The organism is Microvenator marinus (assembly GCF_007993755.1).
GTDB classification, from domain to species: Bacteria; Myxococcota_A; Bradymonadia; order Bradymonadales; family Bradymonadaceae; genus Allomicrovenator; species Allomicrovenator marinus.
The window spans coordinates 3409298-3425551 of sequence record NZ_CP042467.1 but is presented as its reverse complement, the minus strand read 5'-3'; the positions used below and the strand labels follow the sequence as shown (position 1 = coordinate 3425551).

The 16254-nt window shown below is 54.9% G+C and carries 16 protein-coding genes; 11 read left to right on the top strand and 5 right to left on the bottom strand.

What is annotated here, in order from left to right:
* Positions 1-2: 2 nt before the first annotated feature.
* On the bottom strand, positions 3-1835 hold the full coding sequence (locus FRD01_RS14070) for a RecQ family ATP-dependent DNA helicase (protein ID WP_249755627.1): 1833 nt from the start codon (positions 1833-1835) through the stop codon (positions 3-5).
* A 164-nt stretch (positions 1836-1999) separates the two neighbouring features.
* Here FRD01_RS14070 and mog point away from each other — a divergent pair, with 164 nt between their 5' ends.
* The 11 genes from mog (at position 2000) to htpG (ending at position 11968) form a co-directional block, all read left to right on the top strand.
* Positions 2000-2533: a molybdopterin adenylyltransferase gene (gene mog / locus FRD01_RS14065; protein WP_146960671.1), complete on the top strand. Its 534-nt coding sequence runs from the start codon at positions 2000-2002 to the stop codon at positions 2531-2533.
* Positions 2533-3387 (top strand): peptide chain release factor N(5)-glutamine methyltransferase, encoded by an 855-nt coding sequence (gene prmC / locus FRD01_RS14060; RefSeq protein WP_146960669.1) that lies wholly within the window; start codon positions 2533-2535, stop codon positions 3385-3387. The genes mog and prmC overlap by 1 nt, the downstream gene beginning before the upstream one ends.
* 9 nt (positions 3388-3396) lie before the next feature.
* Entirely contained in the window at positions 3397-3906 is a 510-nt protein-coding gene (locus FRD01_RS14055) for a hypothetical protein (RefSeq protein ID WP_146960667.1), read from the top strand.
* 27 nt (positions 3907-3933) lie between these two features.
* On the top strand, positions 3934-5700 hold the full coding sequence (locus tag FRD01_RS14050) for a monooxygenase (RefSeq protein WP_146960665.1): 1767 nt from the start codon (positions 3934-3936) through the stop codon (positions 5698-5700).
* On the top strand, positions 5697-6815 hold the full coding sequence (locus FRD01_RS14045) for a hypothetical protein (protein WP_146960663.1): 1119 nt from the start codon (positions 5697-5699) through the stop codon (positions 6813-6815). The genes FRD01_RS14050 and FRD01_RS14045 overlap by 4 nt, the downstream gene beginning before the upstream one ends.
* On the top strand, positions 6812-7396 hold the full coding sequence (locus tag FRD01_RS14040) for a hypothetical protein (protein WP_146960662.1): 585 nt from the start codon (positions 6812-6814) through the stop codon (positions 7394-7396). The genes FRD01_RS14045 and FRD01_RS14040 overlap by 4 nt, the downstream gene beginning before the upstream one ends.
* Positions 7397-7422: 26 nt before the next feature.
* Positions 7423-8487: a dTDP-glucose 4,6-dehydratase gene (rfbB, locus tag FRD01_RS14035; protein ID WP_146960660.1), complete on the top strand. Its 1065-nt coding sequence runs from the start codon at positions 7423-7425 to the stop codon at positions 8485-8487.
* 129 nt (positions 8488-8616) lie between these two features.
* Positions 8617-9255 carry a helix-hairpin-helix domain-containing protein gene (locus tag FRD01_RS14030; RefSeq protein ID WP_146960658.1) on the top strand — a complete coding sequence of 213 codons (639 nt, stop codon included), beginning with the start codon at positions 8617-8619 and terminating at the stop codon, positions 9253-9255.
* 75 nt (positions 9256-9330) lie between these two features.
* The gene (locus FRD01_RS14025) at positions 9331-9603 is read left to right on the top strand and encodes a BrnT family toxin (protein ID WP_146960656.1); all 273 of its coding nucleotides are present in this window, start codon (positions 9331-9333) and stop codon (positions 9601-9603) included.
* Positions 9587-9964, top strand: coding sequence for a BrnA antitoxin family protein (locus FRD01_RS14020; protein ID WP_146960654.1), 378 nt, complete (start codon positions 9587-9589; stop codon positions 9962-9964). Before FRD01_RS14025 ends, FRD01_RS14020 begins: the two co-directional genes overlap by 17 nt.
* Positions 9965-10084: 120 nt before the next feature.
* On the top strand, positions 10085-11968 hold the full coding sequence (gene htpG, locus FRD01_RS14015; RefSeq protein ID WP_146960652.1) for a molecular chaperone HtpG: 1884 nt from the start codon (positions 10085-10087) through the stop codon (positions 11966-11968).
* Positions 11969-11973: 5 nt separating this feature from the next.
* Here htpG and FRD01_RS14010 read toward each other — a convergent pair whose 3' ends face one another.
* The 4 genes from FRD01_RS14010 to FRD01_RS13995 form a co-directional block, all read right to left on the bottom strand.
* The gene (locus FRD01_RS14010) at positions 11974-13146 is read right to left on the bottom strand and encodes a hypothetical protein (protein WP_146960650.1); all 1173 of its coding nucleotides are present in this window, start codon (positions 13144-13146) and stop codon (positions 11974-11976) included.
* Positions 13139-13816, bottom strand: a complete 678-nt coding sequence (locus FRD01_RS14005) for an AgmX/PglI C-terminal domain-containing protein (RefSeq protein WP_146960647.1) — start codon at positions 13814-13816, stop codon at positions 13139-13141. The genes FRD01_RS14010 and FRD01_RS14005 overlap by 8 nt, the downstream gene beginning before the upstream one ends.
* Positions 13813-15078: an AgmX/PglI C-terminal domain-containing protein gene (locus tag FRD01_RS14000; protein ID WP_146960645.1), complete on the bottom strand. Its 1266-nt coding sequence runs from the start codon at positions 15076-15078 to the stop codon at positions 13813-13815. The genes FRD01_RS14005 and FRD01_RS14000 overlap by 4 nt, the downstream gene beginning before the upstream one ends.
* 77 nt (positions 15079-15155) lie before the next feature.
* Complete coding sequence (locus tag FRD01_RS13995) at positions 15156-16154, bottom strand: hypothetical protein (protein WP_146960643.1); 999 nt, start codon at positions 16152-16154, stop codon at positions 15156-15158.
* Positions 16155-16254 lie beyond the last annotated feature (100 nt).

The following is a 16254-nucleotide window of genomic DNA, read 5'->3' as shown; positions in this document are numbered from 1 at the left end:
TGTTAACTGGCCCTCGTAGACGTGGAAGCCCTCAAACCATCTGGGACATCCTTTTCACCGCGCATCACATCAGCGCCGGCGGGTGTGAGTGCAAGGAAGTCCTGAGACTTTACGACAAGCCGGTAGTCTTCCAATTGCACCAGGAGCTCATGAATTCTAGGGGCATCCAGGCTAGATAGGATACCGTAAGTGGAGAGTTGATCCAGCCGTTTTGAGCTTAGTTTTTGGGCGTTTGACCCACGAAGCATAGCCGCAACGAGGTCTGCCTGAACGCGGCCTCTACACCGTGCCACCCCGCTCAAGGCCTTTCTCACAAGGGTTTGGTAGTCGTCTTCGATCTCCACGAGCGGCCGCTTTGCGACGGGGGCATTGGTGCCCGTGCAATTATCGCAATGCCCGCAACGTTTGCCAAAAGACGAAGTGCTTTTGAAGTATTTCAGAAGGTTGACCTGTCGGCACTTTCGAGACTCGCAGTAGCGCACCATATCTTGGGTTTGACGGTAGGCGATATCCCTTCGCAACTTGAGTTGGTCCCAATCCACGCGCAGGTCTCGCGACCGCGCGAGGTCCAGACAGGCGATCCAAGGAAACCCATCACGAATACCAAAATCAATATGCCCGGCGGTCTTCAGCACTCTCATGGCCGCCTCTACCGCACCGGGATGGGAAACCGTTTTTCTAGACGACTTGCTCAGATAGCGAGAAATCACGTCCGCACCAATGGAGTGGGTACCAAGACCGAGGCGACGGACCTCCGACCACACACTCATCACGAGGGTGGCGCTTGGGTAGGAGACATCTAAGAAGAATTGGTGAATCCCCTTATCTTTGGGTGAGTAGAGCACGGTACACGAGGCGGGCTCACCGTCTCTGCCGGCGCGCCCGGCCTCCTGATAGTAGCCTTCTACACTGCCAGGGAAGTTCATATGGACGATCGCCCGCACGTCCGATTTATCCACGCCCATACCGAAGGCGTTGGTAGCCACGAGCACGGGCAGGTCTCCGGCCATAAACATGTCCTGAACACTTTCGCGCTCAAAATCCTTGAGCCCCGCATGATACGCCCCCACAAGGAAACCCGCGCGCTTTAGGCGACCAGACACGAGGTCTACTTGTTTTCGAGTGGCACAATAGACCACCGAAACCTGACCCTCACGTGCGCGGAGCATTTCCTCAAGCACCCGAATCTTCGACTCCTCCGAGTCCACCGGGATGACCTCAAAAAAGAGGTTTTCGCGCTCGAACCCTGAGACGATCACGCGTGCGTTCTGAATCTGGAGTTGGCGCAAAATATCTTGCTGAACTTCCGGCGTGGCGGTGGCAGTCAGCGCCAGCGTCACCGGCTCGTTAAGGAACTTCCTAAAGGTCCCGATCTCCAGATAGTCCGGCCTAAAATCATGCCCCCACTGGCTGATGCAATGGGCCTCATCAATGGCGAGCAGGCTTATCGTGGTGGATGAGAGGGCATCCCGGAAGACTTCGCTCTGAAAACGCTCCGGGGCAATGTAGATGAGGTCCAACCTGCCCTGCGCGATATCTTGAAGGACCTGCTGCTGTTCCGGCCACGAGAGCCCAGAATGGATGCAGGAGGCCTTCAAACCGCGCGCTCTGGCGCTATCCACCTGGTCCTTCATCAGAGCGATAAGTGGCGAAATCACTACCGTGAGACCCGGTAGAAGGCACGCGGGCAGCTGATAACAAAGGCTCTTCCCCGCCCCTGTCGGCATCACGGCAAGTGCGCTTGTCCCGGACATAATTGTATTGACGATGTCTTCCTGTCCGCCGCGGAATCCATCGAACCCGAAATGAGTTTTTAAAGCTTCTGTATATGACATGGCAACGCCTGAACAAAGTTTCAGTAACATAGACATCTTTGGTCTACAAGTATGTTTTCGGACGGTTTTGCGAAGTGTTGAGAAATTTTTTGAGATTTCTTGGTTTCCTTCGAACGAAACGGAGTTTTGCGATAGGACTAGGTGAGTTTTGATTGGAGATAGATGTGGAGACCTTAAAAGTCGGTGTATTAACTGTTAGCGACCGCGCGTTTTCTGGGGAATACGAGGATCGCGGTGGCCCGGGAATCGTGGCGTGGTTGGAGAAGGGGCTGAGCACACCCTACGAGACGTTGGCACGTATAGTGCCGGATGAACGCGAGCAAATTTCGGCAGCAATCGTGGAGTTGATCGATCAACACGCTTGCCATTTGGTTCTGACCACGGGCGGCACAGGACCTGCGCCTCGAGATGTTACTCCGGAGGCTACGCTCGACGTTGCGGACAAGGAGTTACCTGGATTCGGCGAGCGCATGCGGCAGATTTCGTTGAACTATGTGCCGACTGCGATTCTTTCGAGACAAGTGGGGGCAATTCGTGGCACTTCCCTGATCGTGAATCTACCTGGTCAGCCGAAGTCGATCGCGGAAATCTTGGACGTACTTTTCGCCTCGATTCCGTATTGTTTGGAGCTGATGGGCGGGCCTTTGGTAGACACGAATCCCGAAGTTGTTGTGGCGTTTAGGCCGAAGAAGAAGTGATGAGTGAAACTTGGACTGTTGAGCGGCTTATCAAATGGACCGCTGATTTTTTTGGGGAGAAAGGGCTTGAGAGCCCTAAACTCGACGCAGAGCTTTTGCTCGGGCACACGCTCGGTTTGCGCCGCGTGGAGCTCTATATGCAGTGGGACCGCCCGCTCAACCCAGACGAGTTAGCTGCGTTTCGAGCGCTGATCAAGCGGCGCGTTGCGCGGGAGCCAGTTGCGTATTTGACGGGCGAGCGCGCATTCTGGGCGCTCGACTTTAAATGCGATTCAAGGGCGTTGATTCCGAGGCCGGATACGGAAATCTTGGTGGAGCGCGTGCTCGAATTGGTTGAGGTTGGCGGCACGCCGAGCATCTTGGATGTAGGCTGCGGCACGGGTTGTATCGGGCTTACGCTGGCGCACGAGATTCCTGGCGCGCAGGTTACCCTGGTAGACCTGAGCGATGGTGCCGTCGAGCTCACTCGTGAGAATGCCGCGAAGCATGAGTTGCACGAGCGAGTTGAGGTTTTGAAGAGTGATTTGATGGCGGCCGCGCCGGGCCCATGGGACCTCGTGGTCTCGAATCCGCCGTATATTGCGACTAACGAAGAGAATCTGATGGACGAGGACGTGCTCAAGTACGAGCCCAAGTCCGCCTTATTTGCCGGTGCTGACGGGCTCGATTTGATTCGGCCACTGGCGAAGCAGGCGTTTTCGGGCCTTAATGCCGGCGGCTGGTTCTTGGTGGAGATTGGGTTCTCACAGGGCCCGAAAGTCGTTGAGATTTTGGGCAATGCCGGGTTTGTGGACGTGGCGATCCGAAAGGACTATTCAGGTCATGACCGAGTTGTGGAAGGCCAAAAGCCTTGAGGAGCAGATATGTCTAGATGGATGGTTATCTTAGTTGCTTTGACGAGTCTCGGGTGCGTTGAGGACCCGCGCGATGAGAACCCGCCGGAGAGTCTCGGTGAGAATGTATGTCTCTCGATTCGGTTGACGGAGAAGACCAACGTCATGAACGCGGACGGGGCAGTGGGGCTCGAGCTTTTTCCAAGCGGTCAGAACGTTGAGTTTCCGTGGTTCGAGGGCGAGGACGTCTGGGCATTGGGGAGCTTCAAGGCACCTAGGGATGGCGAGGTGGTCCTGGCTCAGGTGGACGCGCGGCCTTCGAGTAACCTTGCGCGATTTGCTCAGGCTGATGGCACTGCGGGTGGTGGCATCTCCGAAGACATCCGTTGCGATGAGTTCGCTGAAAATCCCCCTGTGCTCGCCTACCGTCGCGAGGTTCGCCGCGGCGAGACCTATTGGGTACGCTTCGATGCGCAGTCCGAGTTTGGAGTGAACTTCTATCTCGACTATGCTGATAACTGGGTCAATTGGTCCAAGTAGAGTCAAATCCTTGAAAGTTGGTGAACTATGAACTTCTCAACGTCCTTCCGACGAGGACAGATCCTCTGCCTAGTCGCTGTGCTCGCCGCTGCATGCGACTCAACGCCTGAGGAGCCTGAAAATCAGCCCCCGGAAGAAGTCACCGGCTGTGTTCCTGACGCGGCTCAATGGGAGGAAATCAAGCCACTGGTGGACCTTCACTGCGCGGGATGCCACGGCCCTGCCCCTGATTATGGCGCGCCGCACGACCTCTCGAGCTACGACGCGCTAATGGTTCGAGATTTCGACATCACGCGCGCCGAGCTTGGAGCCCGACGCGTAGGCCAAGGCACCATGCCTCCAATCGGCATGCCCGGAATGACGCCCGAAGAAGTCGCTAAGTTTGTGGATTGGGCCACGTGCTCCGAAGGCGAGTACAATGCCGTGCCGCGCCTGACCGTGAACCGCCCGGTCTTTCTAGGCCCCTCCGAGCCCCCGGCCGACGTACCCTACATCGACCTTGTCGCTCCCGACTTTCCGATCGAAACCGGTTGGGTAGACCGCTACCAATGCTTCACATTCGAGATTCCTTTCGACGAGGACCAGTTCATCCGGCGCATCGAAATCGTGGAGGACAAGTCCGAGGTTCTGCACCACGTAGTTCTGCTGCGGGACAACGATAAGAACGCCCCGCTTGAGCCGCATAATTGCGTTGGGATGCCCTCGGGCAGTGATTACCTCTACGCCTGGGCTCCTGGAACTGGCGCCGTTCAGTTCGAGGATGGAGGGTTGCGCGCACAAGGTGGTGAACGCTACGTCCTCCAACTGCACTACAACAACGGCGCGGGTATCGAGGACTTGAAGGATAGCAGCGGCGTTCGGCTCTATCACGGACCGGCCGAGGGGACCGAGTACGGCATGGTGGCGATTGGCCCGGTCTACTTCCAGGTGCCTGGGCGCACGGCTCAAGACGTCACGGGTGAGTGCCCGATCAGCCAGGAAACACGGCTTCTTGCGGGCATGCCGCATATGCACGAAATCGGGGACTCGTTCTCTCAGGAGATCGTGCGGGCATCAGGCGAGCGAGAAAATCTGATCGACCTCAAGAACTGGGATTTTGAGACGCAGCTTTTCTACAGCACGCCTGTCACGCTCTCCCCGGGCGACCGCATTGAAACGCGCTGCGGATTTGATAATCCGAACACCGGCGCGGTGACCGCCGGCCCGAAGACCGAAGACGAGATGTGTTTCAACTTCATGTACGTGACTCCGCCCCCGCCCGCTCGCTATTGCGATGATGTCGAAACGAGCACTTTGGAGGACGTCGAGTACACCGCAGGACAGTGCCTCGAAGGTGGGTTCGACGCGCCGGCTCTAGTCGAGGGGCGATTTGTAGTTGGCGAGGTTGATGGCTTGGACGGCGGCACGATAAGTGCCGGGACCTATGAATTGAAGGCGATCGAAATTTGGCGTGAGTCCGCAGCCACTCCGATTGGAGATATCGACCTTGAGCGCTCCAAGATTCTGGCGCGTGGCCAGGTGGTTTACCAAGACGGGGCGTTCACGATGGACGCCGATATTGTCTCGGATGTTCTCTTGACGACAGGTCAGTCCTTCACACAGCCAGCCACCAGTGTGTCCTTCACGATGGCATCGGACACCTCCAACACCGAGGCGCTTGTGGGCGAGGCCGTTTGTGCGCAGGCCCCTGCCCAGATTCCTTATGTAACGGATGGCACGACCTTGCGCTTCGCAATCAGCGGGAATGCGTTCAACGTGAACTTCCAAAGTGTTTACGAGTTTGAGTTGAAGTGAGTATGAAAACTCTGGGAATCGCAGGAATCTTCGTCCTCCTGAGTCTTGGTTGCGGCCCATCGGAGCCCGGCATCAACTTCGAGACTCGCTACGTGGTCATGGACCTCGAAGACCAGACCTACCAGCTCGCTGAGCGTCCCCTCGAAACCCTGGAATCCGTAGTGGAAGTGCGAGGAAGCGCACTCACCATGCGCCATGGCGGTGAGCTTTACGCCGGGGTCAGCGCGCCAGAAACGGCCGAGGAATTTGAGCAGGCCCTTCTGGTCCGAGACGATATCGCGCCGCAGCTCGATTTTGAGATGCAATCGAATGTGGTGGTGCCCTTCGACACGGATTCACTCATGATGCTCACGGCCTACCATCACGTCGAGCGCGCGAAAATCTACTTCGAAGGACTGGACCTCCAAGATTCCGTGGGGCCTCTTCCAACCTACTACCGGCCCACTGTGGACACAGGGCCAATCCTATTGCCGATACCGCTTCTGACCGATAATGCCGCATACGCCTACACGCTCGACGCGTTCTTGCTGCCTCCACAATTTCTGCTCAGCGAGCTTCCGCTCGCCGCAAACCGAGGCGTGATGGTCCACGAGTATTCGCACGCCGTCTTTAATCGAGTGGTCTACAACGATGAACGCGTGCCTGAGTACCTTTTTGAAGAATGGCCAAACGCGGCCATCAATGAATTGCGCTCACTAGACGAGGGCGTGGCGGATATTTTTGGAGCGCTTGAGACGGGAGACGCGAATTTCATCGAGCCCTCGATTACGGCAGATTTTGGAATCGACCGTGACTTGGCCGTGTTGCGAACGCTAGACCAAGGGCTCTTGGATACTGCACAAAATCAGGATGAGCTCACTTACAACCCGTACGACCTCGGGAGTGTGGTGGCGAGCACGATTTGGTCGCTACTCGATGTGTTTTCCGCCGAAGAGCTCGGTGCTCTTGTCCTCGACTCGCTCTACGCCATCCGCGGTCCAGGCCCGGATTTTCGAATCGTGAGCTTCTTCAACGCGTTTGTGAACGCGAGCCCGGCTGCAGAGCGCACCCATGTTTGCGAGCGCTTCAGGGAGCGTCTGACGCCACTAGAGGCCAGCCTGGAGTGTGCCCAATGAAGACGCTTACGGTCGTGGTGGCGCTCTTTTGGTCAGCACTTGCCTTCGCCGAAGACGCCGCACCTCCCGAAGAAGACCCGTATAAAAGCTACTGGGCCGGTGTGTTTGTAGAGCCCACAAACACGTGGCGTCTGGACCTCGGATACGGTGTCTACCATTGGGACCGCGTCAGTGATTTTGAGCGTAATAACTACGTGCGCCTGAGTCTCGACCGCCGTCTCAGCGAGTGGTTTGGCGCCCAAACGTCGTTGGACTGGTCCTGGCGAACCAATAGTTTTGGACCCTTGGAGGCCTCCAATGACCTGATTCTCTGGGGCTTTCACGGCGGTTTAGAAAAGTGGTTCGGTGCCTTTCGTCTGAGCGCCATGGTGGGCGGCGGACCGTTGATACGTCTTAGCCAAATCGAGGATACATCGGGTAACGCGTATTCGGGCTGGGACATTCAGGGCTTTGGGAGCACGCGTTTCGGCGCGGGGCTGGCCATCGTGGAAACTCTGAGTGTCGGACTTGACCTAGACCTCATCTTAAGGCCACAACACTTCGACTGGAGTTTTGGGCTGGGTGTAGGCTGGCTTTTTTAGAGAAAACCACATTTCGTGAGGTTGCCTTGAAGACTGTATTAGTGACTGGTGGTGCTGGATTTATTGGTTCGGCGCTGATTCGATACCTCTTTCAGCATACGGACTGGAATATCGTCAATGTGGACAAGTTGACGTACGCCGGCCACCTTGAGTCGCTCGAAGGCGTGAGTGAAGGTGCACGATATCGGTTTGTTCAGGCCGATATATGTGACGCGCAGGCTATGGGAGAGTTGATTCGAACGACTCAGCCCGACACCATCATGCACCTCGCCGCTGAGTCGCACGTAGACCGTTCTATCGATGGTCCCGGCGAGTTCATTCAAACGAATATTGTGGGCACTGCGGTACTGCTTCAGGTGGCGCGGGATTATTATGAAACGCTTGACGGCACGAAACGTGCCGGGTTCAGATTCCACCACATCTCAACGGATGAGGTCTTCGGAGAGCTTGGAGCCGAAGGGTTCTTTACCGAGGATACGCCTTATTCTCCGCGGTCTCCGTACAGTGCGTCCAAGGCGTCATCCGACCACCTCGTGCGTGCGTGGTACCATACGTTCGGGCTCCCTGTTCTGATCACGAACTGCTCGAATAATTACGGCCCGTATCAGTTCCCGGAGAAGTTGATTCCTGTGGTGATTCTCAAGGCTCGAAATCACGACGCGATTCCGGTGTATGGAAAGGGCGATAATATCCGTGATTGGCTCTATGTAGACGACCATGTGCGGGCGCTGGTGCGCGTGGTGGAGCATGGCAAAGTGGGTGAGACCTACAATATTGGTGGTCACAACGAGAAGACAAATCTCGAGGTTGTACATACGATTTGTGGACTTTTGGATGAGTTCCTCCCCGGCACGAAACATGCCGACTTCATTACCTTTGTGAAGGACCGCCCGGGCCACGATCTTCGTTATGCCATCGACGCCTCGAAGATTGAGAGTGAGCTCGGTTGGACGCCCGAAGAAACGTTCGATTCGGGAATTCGTCGCACGGTTCAGTGGTACCTTGAGAGGTTGGATTGGTGCCGAGCGGTTTTGGGTGATGAGACTAAGATTTCGAGATTGGGTCTCTCGTCTGGAACTCAGGCGGGTTAGTTTCTCAAGCCTGGATTCGAGTCTTTCTTATTTACAATAGCAATCAAAGAATTAGAGCGTTAGACTCCGACTCGCCGACCATCTGAAGAGGACAACACCCTCTTCTACAAATAATTTTCAGGAGATGACATGGCAGCTACAAAAAAGAATGTGATCGAGACATTGGCCAATGTGAAGAATCTTGGGCCGGCCTACGCCGAAGCAGCTTATGATGATCTGGGGGTCAGGAGTCTTGATGACCTCATCGCGGCTGCACAAGACAAGAAGCTCCAGACCATCAAGGGTGTGGGTGCTGCCAAGGAGAAGTCGATTTTGAAGTCGGCCCTCGAGCTTAAGAGCGCTGCCGGAAAGGCTGCCGACGTGGTGGAAGCACCCAAGGCTCCTACCAAAGCAAAGACGCCTAAAGCACCTAAGGCCGAGAAGGCACCTAAGGCCGAGAAGGCACCTAAGGCCGAGAAGGCACCTAAGGCCGAGAAAGCCACACCAGAGGCCAAGAAGCCCGCAAAAGCCAAGTCAGCAGACAAGCCTGCTGCCAAGAAGTCAGAAAAGCCAAAGCCCGCTGCAAAGAAAACCGAGAAACCTGCTGAGCCAAAGAAGCCTGCCGAGCCCAAAGCCGAAGCTAAGAAAGAGGCTCCCAAGACGGAAGCACCAAAGGCTGAGCGTGAGCGCCCACAGTCCACCTACACGCCTCCTCCAAAGAAGAGTACCCATCCGGTAGTCTTCCTCGGCAAGCTCGTCTTCAAGATCGCCAGAAAGCTTCTTAAGTGATTGCGTTGACTTGACTGCAAGCATTGCCGTAACTACAATTGTTGTTATAGGGGTTGGCCTCGGTTCCGGTGAATTATGGATACTGGATATATTTGGGACGAGCGAAAGTACCTAATGGTTCAGGAAAAGCACGGAGTTACGTTCGCGGAAGTCGTCGATGTAATGGAGAGTGAAGTCTCAATGTACTTCGAGGATCCTCAGGGAAACCCCGGTAGAGACATGTGCGTCGGACCAACGAAAGAGGGAAGGATGCTTCAAGTGATAATCAGTGACGAAGATCTCCCGCTTTATCGAATAGTCACGGCTTTTCCGGCAAGTAAGGAGTGGCAAGATGAGTTCAAACATTAAGGCAGACAAAGAAATCTCCGATGAGCTTGACCGACTGGAAGCAGAGTATAGCTCAGTTCCAGAGAACAGGACGTTCATCGGTCGGGGCCCAAAGGCAATACGGGAACACCTACGCCTGGCCTCGGCCCCGAAGAAACAACTCACTATACGTTTGGATGCTGATATCGTTGAGCGTTTCAAAGATCTTGCTGGAGAAGATGGTAGCTATCAAACACTAATGAATCGTGCACTGCACGAGTGGCTGGAGGCTCAAAGTATTGGTGAACTCTTGGATTCCCAGATCCAACGCCTGGAAACTGCTATCCGGCGCCAAGAGACGAAAGAGTTGGTACTACCGCCCCAAGACCCGCGCGAGCCCTGACTAGGCCTTTAAGTCTCAATTCACAAAACATTGAAGAAATTCTCCTTGACTCTTGGGTCCGGGCGCTCACGTTTGGCGCGCTATTCTAGGCGTGTACGTTTGTAATTGAGAGGATAAATAATGGCGAAAACAACTCGTAAATTTAAGGCGGAAGTCTCCCAAGTTCTTAGCTTGGTGATCAATTCTCTGTATTCGAACAAAGAGATTTTTCTTCGTGAGCTGGTCTCAAACGCGTCTGACGCGCTCGACAAGCTTCAGTTCAAGGCGTTAACTGAGCCTGAGCTGCTCGGCGACGATTCCGGCCTCAAAATTCGCCTGGAGGCTGACGAAGAAGCCGGCACCTTAACGATTTGGGACAACGGTATCGGGATGTCTGAGGAGGAGCTCATTGAGCTTCTCGGGACCATTGCGCATTCGGGGTCGCGGACCTTCCTCGAAGAGCTCAAATCACGCGGTGAGAGCGCTGACGTCAATATCATCGGGCAGTTTGGTGTGGGCTTTTACTCGGCCTATCTCGTGGCCGACAAGGTAGAGGTGATTTCCAAGAAGGCTGGCGAAGATGCCGCCTTCAAATGGTCGTCCGACGCGCAGGAGAAGTTCACCGTGGAGCCTGCCGAGCGAGACGTTCGCGGAACCTCTGTGGTGCTGCACCTTCGTGAGGACCAGAAGGATTTTGCGTCGCCATGGCGGCTTCGCCAGCTGGTCAAACAGTATTCGGATTTCGTGGGACATCCCATCGAGATGCTCGAGATGAAGTACGGCGAGGACGAGGAAGAGCCGAAATGGGAGCAGATCAACAAGGCGAGCGCGCTCTGGCAGCGTACGCCTTCGGATGTGACCGATGAGCAGTACGAGGAGTTCTACAAGCACCTCAGCGGCGATTGGGAACCACCGGTTGCCCGCGCCCATTTCAAGGTGGAAGGAACACAGCAGTTTGCCGGTCTCTTGTTTATCCCAAGCCGCCCTCCTTTTGACCTCTTCTACGCGGATGCAGAACACGGCGTGCGCTTGTTTGTGAAGCGCGTGTTCATCATGGACAAGGCGGAAGCCCTGATGCCGCGCTGGTTGCGCTTTGTGAAGGGCGTGGTGGACTCCGATGACCTACCGCTCAACGTGAGCCGTGAACTTCTGCAGGACTCGCGCATTGTCCAGACCATCCGCAAACAACTTACCAAGCGCACACTGGACTTGTTGCAGGAGGTCGCAGACGAGCGACCAGACGACTACAAGGCCATCTGGGAGAATTTTGGGAAGGTCATCAAAGAAGGTCTGCATTACGACCCCACCTACAAAGACAAACTCTCAAAACTACTCAGATTTGAGTCGTCCACGCAGGACGAGCCTACATCGCTAGACGCGTACATTGAGCGCATGCCAGAAGGCCAAGAGCATATCTACTATGCACTCGGGGCGTCGCGTTCGTTGCTCGATGGAAGCCCGCACCTCGAGGTCCTTCGTAAGAAGGGATACGAGGTGCTCTACCTCACCGACGGCATCGACCAATGGGCCATTGAGACACTTCCAGAGTACGAAGGAAAGAAGCTTGTAGACGCTTCCAAGGACGAGCTCGACGTCAACGAGACCGAGGAAGAGCGCGAGGAAACAAAGGCCAAAGAAGAAGAGCTGAAGCCTTTGACTGAGCGTTTCCAGGACGTGTTACAGAACGAGATTTCGGAGGTTCGATTCTCTAAACGCCTCGCCGACTCACCCGCATGTTTGGTGGTTCCCGAGGGTGGTCTGGCTTCGCATATCGAACGTATGCTACGCGCACAGAATCAAGATGTGCCCGAGCAAAAACGCATTCTGGAGCTAAATCCAAATCACCCGCTCATCGAAGCATTGAACAAGATGTCGAGCTCGGACGCCGGCAAAGTCAACGAGTGGGTGGAGATGATCTACGACCACGCCCTGCTGGCTGAAGGCAGCCCGATTAAGTCGCCCGCACGGTTTGCGCAGCGGCTTACCGGACTGATGCAAGAGGCCGCCCTGCGTTCAGTAGAGTAGGACTCTCAACGCACGGGAGTTGGGCAATTCAGGGTGTTTACGGCGTTATAGTCTGTGGTGTCATCCGTGGAGGTTTGAATGCATGTGTCTGAACCGGTGACGACATTGCCCACGAAGTTGAGCGCCCCATCGAACTCCAGAACCACAGGTATGTTGAGGTCCTCGAAGACTGAATCGGTTACGGAAACACCAGGGGCAAAGGAGGCCAGACTCGAGGTAGAGTCGATAGTTCGCGTGACTTCGAGACCTTTTGCCAAGATCTCCCCGTCAAGGCGGACATGCTCCGCATCACGCACAGTCACGTTGTTGAGTGAGACGTCAGAAAACTCAACACGTCCTGCCCCATCAATCTTGAGGTCGCCGATCACACCACCTTGAAATGCGAGGTCGTGATCCGAATAGAAACTTACTGGGCCTTCGACCCGCACGTTCGTTGCCCGCAGACCATTTCGCACAAAGACGAGGGAATGGGGACCCACATCAAGACTGTCGAACTCCGCGTGCTCAAACTCGTAGTAGCCCCCAACGCTTTTTAGAACGACCTCCCCGAAACTTTCACCTTCGACTTGGATTTTCGTCTCACTATCGACACGCAGGCCTTCTACCTTATGCAGGTCGTAGAGGGCTTCTTCGGTGCGTAGAATAAGTGGTGTCTCGCGGGTCGTTATCTGGATATTTGAGGATTGAGGATCCCAACCAGAGACCAAAAGTCCCGTATCCGTATCCTCAATCTGAACGTGGTTGAGACGCACTCCGTCGTGGACGGCGAGTATGGGGTCATCGCCACGACCGCCCCGGAAAATCACGTGCTTCAGGATAGACGGCTCGGCGTTCACGCTGGTGGGGAACGAGAGGGTGGACCAGCCACGCTTGGTGGCAGCTTGGAAAATGATCGGTCGCTCCTCAGTGCCCTCGGCGATAAGCCGCGACACCGTATCGATAGCAAAACTCTGGCCCTCGAACATGTCCACAACTGTGCCAGGTCGCAGCCTGAGGGTCGTGCCCTGAGCAATGCTCTTAAGCGCGACTTCGCCGCAGGCTGTCACATCTCGTGGTGCCAGGACCTCGATGGTTCCGGTGATGTCGCCAGATTGACAGTTTGCTGGCAAGTCCGCTCCGTCGTCGCCGCACGCGGCGCATACAAGTCCAAAGATTAGCGTCAATACTCGTCTATTCATCACCCTTTTCCTTGGTCTTAAAGTCTAATGGGTATGCAACTACAACCATGAGGGGCGGTTCAGGAAAACGCATGCCAAGAATCGCCTCTTGGATGCATAGCTCCACATCAGGATTGTTCAGAGTAGAACTCTCAATGGTCGACTTGAGCACAGTGCCGTCGTACCAAATGTAGAACTTGGTCTGAATGTTCCCGTGAAGCTCAGGGTCCTCTTTGAGCCCAATGTCGTGACAACGTTGAATGTTCTCTTCATTCTCGCCTATGACCTGACGAATAAACTTCTTCTTGTAGCTACTACCATCATGGGGAGGAAATTCTTGTTTGAAGGCGAAATTGTAGTTCATGAGAACTTCCCTCGACGCAGGCGGAAACTTCACGGTGGCCACCACATCGAGCACGCACTTCGTAAGATCGGGATTCTCGGCCTCGGATGCAATCATGAGAGTCGGTGTGCCCTCCTTTGAGACCACGAATTTGACGCGCACCCCTGGATGTTGAGAAGGCTCCTTGGTCAGCGTGGCGAAACATTCGTCAATACTCTCATTCTTCTGGTTGATGATACTTAGGTGTGCTCGTGGCTTGTCAGCAGGGCTAGTCTGGGAGCCTGATTCTGCGGTTTGAGCACCTGCAAGACTAGGGATTAAAAGTGCCAGGACGAAGACTATCCTCATTTGGAGAGCTCGAATGGGTAGTTGATGATGGCCATTCCTTTAGGTTTTGGAAAGGTCCATGTGAGGAGTTCATCTACGATGCATTGCTCAACCGTTGAGTTGTCGAGGGTCGATCCTGTAACGGCTGCGAAGACCACGGTCCCATCATGCCAAACCACAAATGTTGTCGCTACTCGCTCCTCAAGCTCAGGATTTCTTGCGAGTTCTTTCTGATGACATCCTCGAATATCCTCTCTATTCTGCCGAACCACCTCGCGAGTGACGTCGGGTTTCAACGATGCGCCGTCGTCCAGGGACTTATCTTTCTGCGCCTTCATCACCGTTGCGAAGTTGACCGGAAAGTTCATTGTAACTTTGTGGGATGCTGACTTAAACTTCATGCGGGCGATGGCGTCCAATACGCATTGGGAGAGTCTCGCGTCACTTGGTTCCTGCCCAGAGACGCTTAAGGGTCCTGGCTTGCCGCCCTCGGAAATCTCGAATCGAACTCGCAGGCCTGGAAAGGCTGCTGGATCCACCTGAGCCGTCTTGAAACAAAGGTCGAGGGCGCTTGAGTTCTTCTCTATCACCTTGAAGACGTCCGAAGGATCGCTCACACTAAAGACGAACGGAAACGTGACAATCACCTCGCCACCTTTCGGCCTGGGAAACTTCAGCTTGGAGAAAACTCCAAGGATGCAATCTTCCGCCTGAGCATTATTGAGAGCCGTGTCGACTACCTTCTGCGAATGGACGGTGCCGTCGGTGGCTATCACGAACTCAACTCTCACCTTTCCGGCCAAGCCAGGATTGCTCGTCAACGCATTTTCGTAGCACTTCTGCACGTCATTCGTTCCTCCCGCAATCACATTGTAGACAACGCCCTGAGAAACCGGAGGTTTCGAATCACCGAAGAAAAAGGGGTAGGAAATCTTAGCGATTTCCACATTGGGTGGCGCAAATTTCGTGAGGAGGATCACATCCCGTACGCATCGGGTGACGCTCGGATCCTTGATGCCAGAATCATCGATAGATGCCCAATTCACGCCGCCATCTTTCCAGATAGTGAACTGAACATCGAGACGTTCCGGCATGCTTTGCGAATGTTCTTTGAAACAGCCTTGGATCTTGCCACGTCTGGCTTCGACGACTTTGCGGACCTCAGCAGGATTAGGATGATTTCCGAAATCGGGCTCATTGAATTGCGCATGGCCTAGACTCGGCACCAGCAATAGGCATGTAGGGATAATGGTTCTAAGGAAATTCGGAATATTGGCTAGCACTTCGTATTTCTCCCCTAAAGGTCCAAGCTTCGGCCTGATACTCTACCAACACTCAGTAAAGCGGGCCACCACTTTTGCTAGTCCTCGACGAATGAAAAGGCGAGGCCCGGACCGCTGTAGCGGGGAATGTCGGCCTCTTGGAAATCCACTTGACCGATGCGCTGGTTGTCCAGATAGATGCCACCCTCGGCCGCCCATGCGCCATTTGGCCCATACACGAAGTCGTATTCGGCCACACTTTCTTCAGCATGGGGTTTGGACTCACAGGGCGTGAAAATCATGTAGTAGTCGAAAAGTCCTTCGCCGCTCTGGTCGTATTGATTGACGACGAAGATCGGAGGGTCTTGGGAGAGCCAGAGCACCATTTCGGGCTCCATCCCGAGTTGTTGCGGGTCCAAGACTACCGGTGCTGCGTCGTTGTCCTTGCACACGAGTTTGCCCGTTTCGGTTTCGTCATCGAAGTCCACGTCCACGTCGTAGCCGGCAGGTGCGTCCACAAATCTCACACCAAATCGTGGTTTCTTGGGGGCCTCGGTTTGTTTCTCGAGAAGTTCGGGTAGTAAACGCACGTAACCAAACGTTGTGCATCCGCTCATATCGCCCATGTACCCTCCGGCGCAGCGTCGCATCCAGAGTTCTCGGTCGTCGCCAAACAAGGCGCCGCCTTCTTCGTGAGCTGAAAAATCGCCATCATGTGGCACGGCCCATGCCGTAGCTTCCGGAAGATCGAGTTTTCGCCTCTTCTGGTTCGTGTATTCGATGAGTTCGAACTTTGGTGGGTCTTCGTCGTCGTGGGTGAGGATGAAGAGTTTTTCTCGCATCCAGTGAAGCGCAATGGGCTTGTGGTCTAGTTCCAGCTTTTGCCCCGCAACAATGCCTTCTCTGGACACCGTCGCCAGCTGCACGTCCTCTCCGGTGATATAAGCCATCGTGATTGGCTTTGATTCAGGGGCGGGTTCGGGTTTGACCTGATTTGAGGTTTTCGGACGTGCTTCTTTCGGTTCTGGCTCGGATGGTTTGGATTTCTCGCACGAGGTGATGAGAAAGACGGCGATGGCAGCAAGTATGTAGTTCATGGCTTGGCCTGAATCGAGCAGCAGGGTTCGTGATGATTTCTGGATAGTTACCAGTAGCACGGAACATCCAACTCGGACAAAGGTCTCCGTCCTAAGAGGC

Bases quoted from the DNA above. Each gene is read 5' to 3' on its own strand.
- FRD01_RS14070 (WP_249755627.1), bottom strand. From the start codon at position 1,835: ATGTCATATACAGAAGCTTTAAAAACTCATTTCGGGTTCGATGGATTC.
- prmC (WP_146960669.1), top strand. From the start codon at position 2,533: ATGAGTGAAACTTGGACTGTTGAGCGGCTTATCAAATGGACCGCTGAT.
- FRD01_RS14055 (WP_146960667.1), top strand. From the start codon at position 3,397: ATGTCTAGATGGATGGTTATCTTAGTTGCTTTGACGAGTCTCGGGTGC.
- FRD01_RS14050 (WP_146960665.1), top strand. From the start codon at position 3,934: ATGAACTTCTCAACGTCCTTCCGACGAGGACAGATCCTCTGCCTAGTC.
- FRD01_RS14040 (WP_146960662.1), top strand. From the start codon at position 6,812: ATGAAGACGCTTACGGTCGTGGTGGCGCTCTTTTGGTCAGCACTTGCC.
- FRD01_RS14030 (WP_146960658.1), top strand. From the start codon at position 8,617: ATGGCAGCTACAAAAAAGAATGTGATCGAGACATTGGCCAATGTGAAG.
- FRD01_RS14025 (WP_146960656.1), top strand. From the start codon at position 9,331: ATGGATACTGGATATATTTGGGACGAGCGAAAGTACCTAATGGTTCAG.
- FRD01_RS14020 (WP_146960654.1), top strand. From the start codon at position 9,587: ATGAGTTCAAACATTAAGGCAGACAAAGAAATCTCCGATGAGCTTGAC.
- htpG (WP_146960652.1), top strand. From the start codon at position 10,085: ATGGCGAAAACAACTCGTAAATTTAAGGCGGAAGTCTCCCAAGTTCTT.
- FRD01_RS14010 (WP_146960650.1), bottom strand. From the start codon at position 13,146: ATGAATAGACGAGTATTGACGCTAATCTTTGGACTTGTATGCGCCGCG.
- FRD01_RS14005 (WP_146960647.1), bottom strand. From the start codon at position 13,816: ATGAGGATAGTCTTCGTCCTGGCACTTTTAATCCCTAGTCTTGCAGGT.
- FRD01_RS13995 (WP_146960643.1), bottom strand. From the start codon at position 16,154: ATGAACTACATACTTGCTGCCATCGCCGTCTTTCTCATCACCTCGTGC.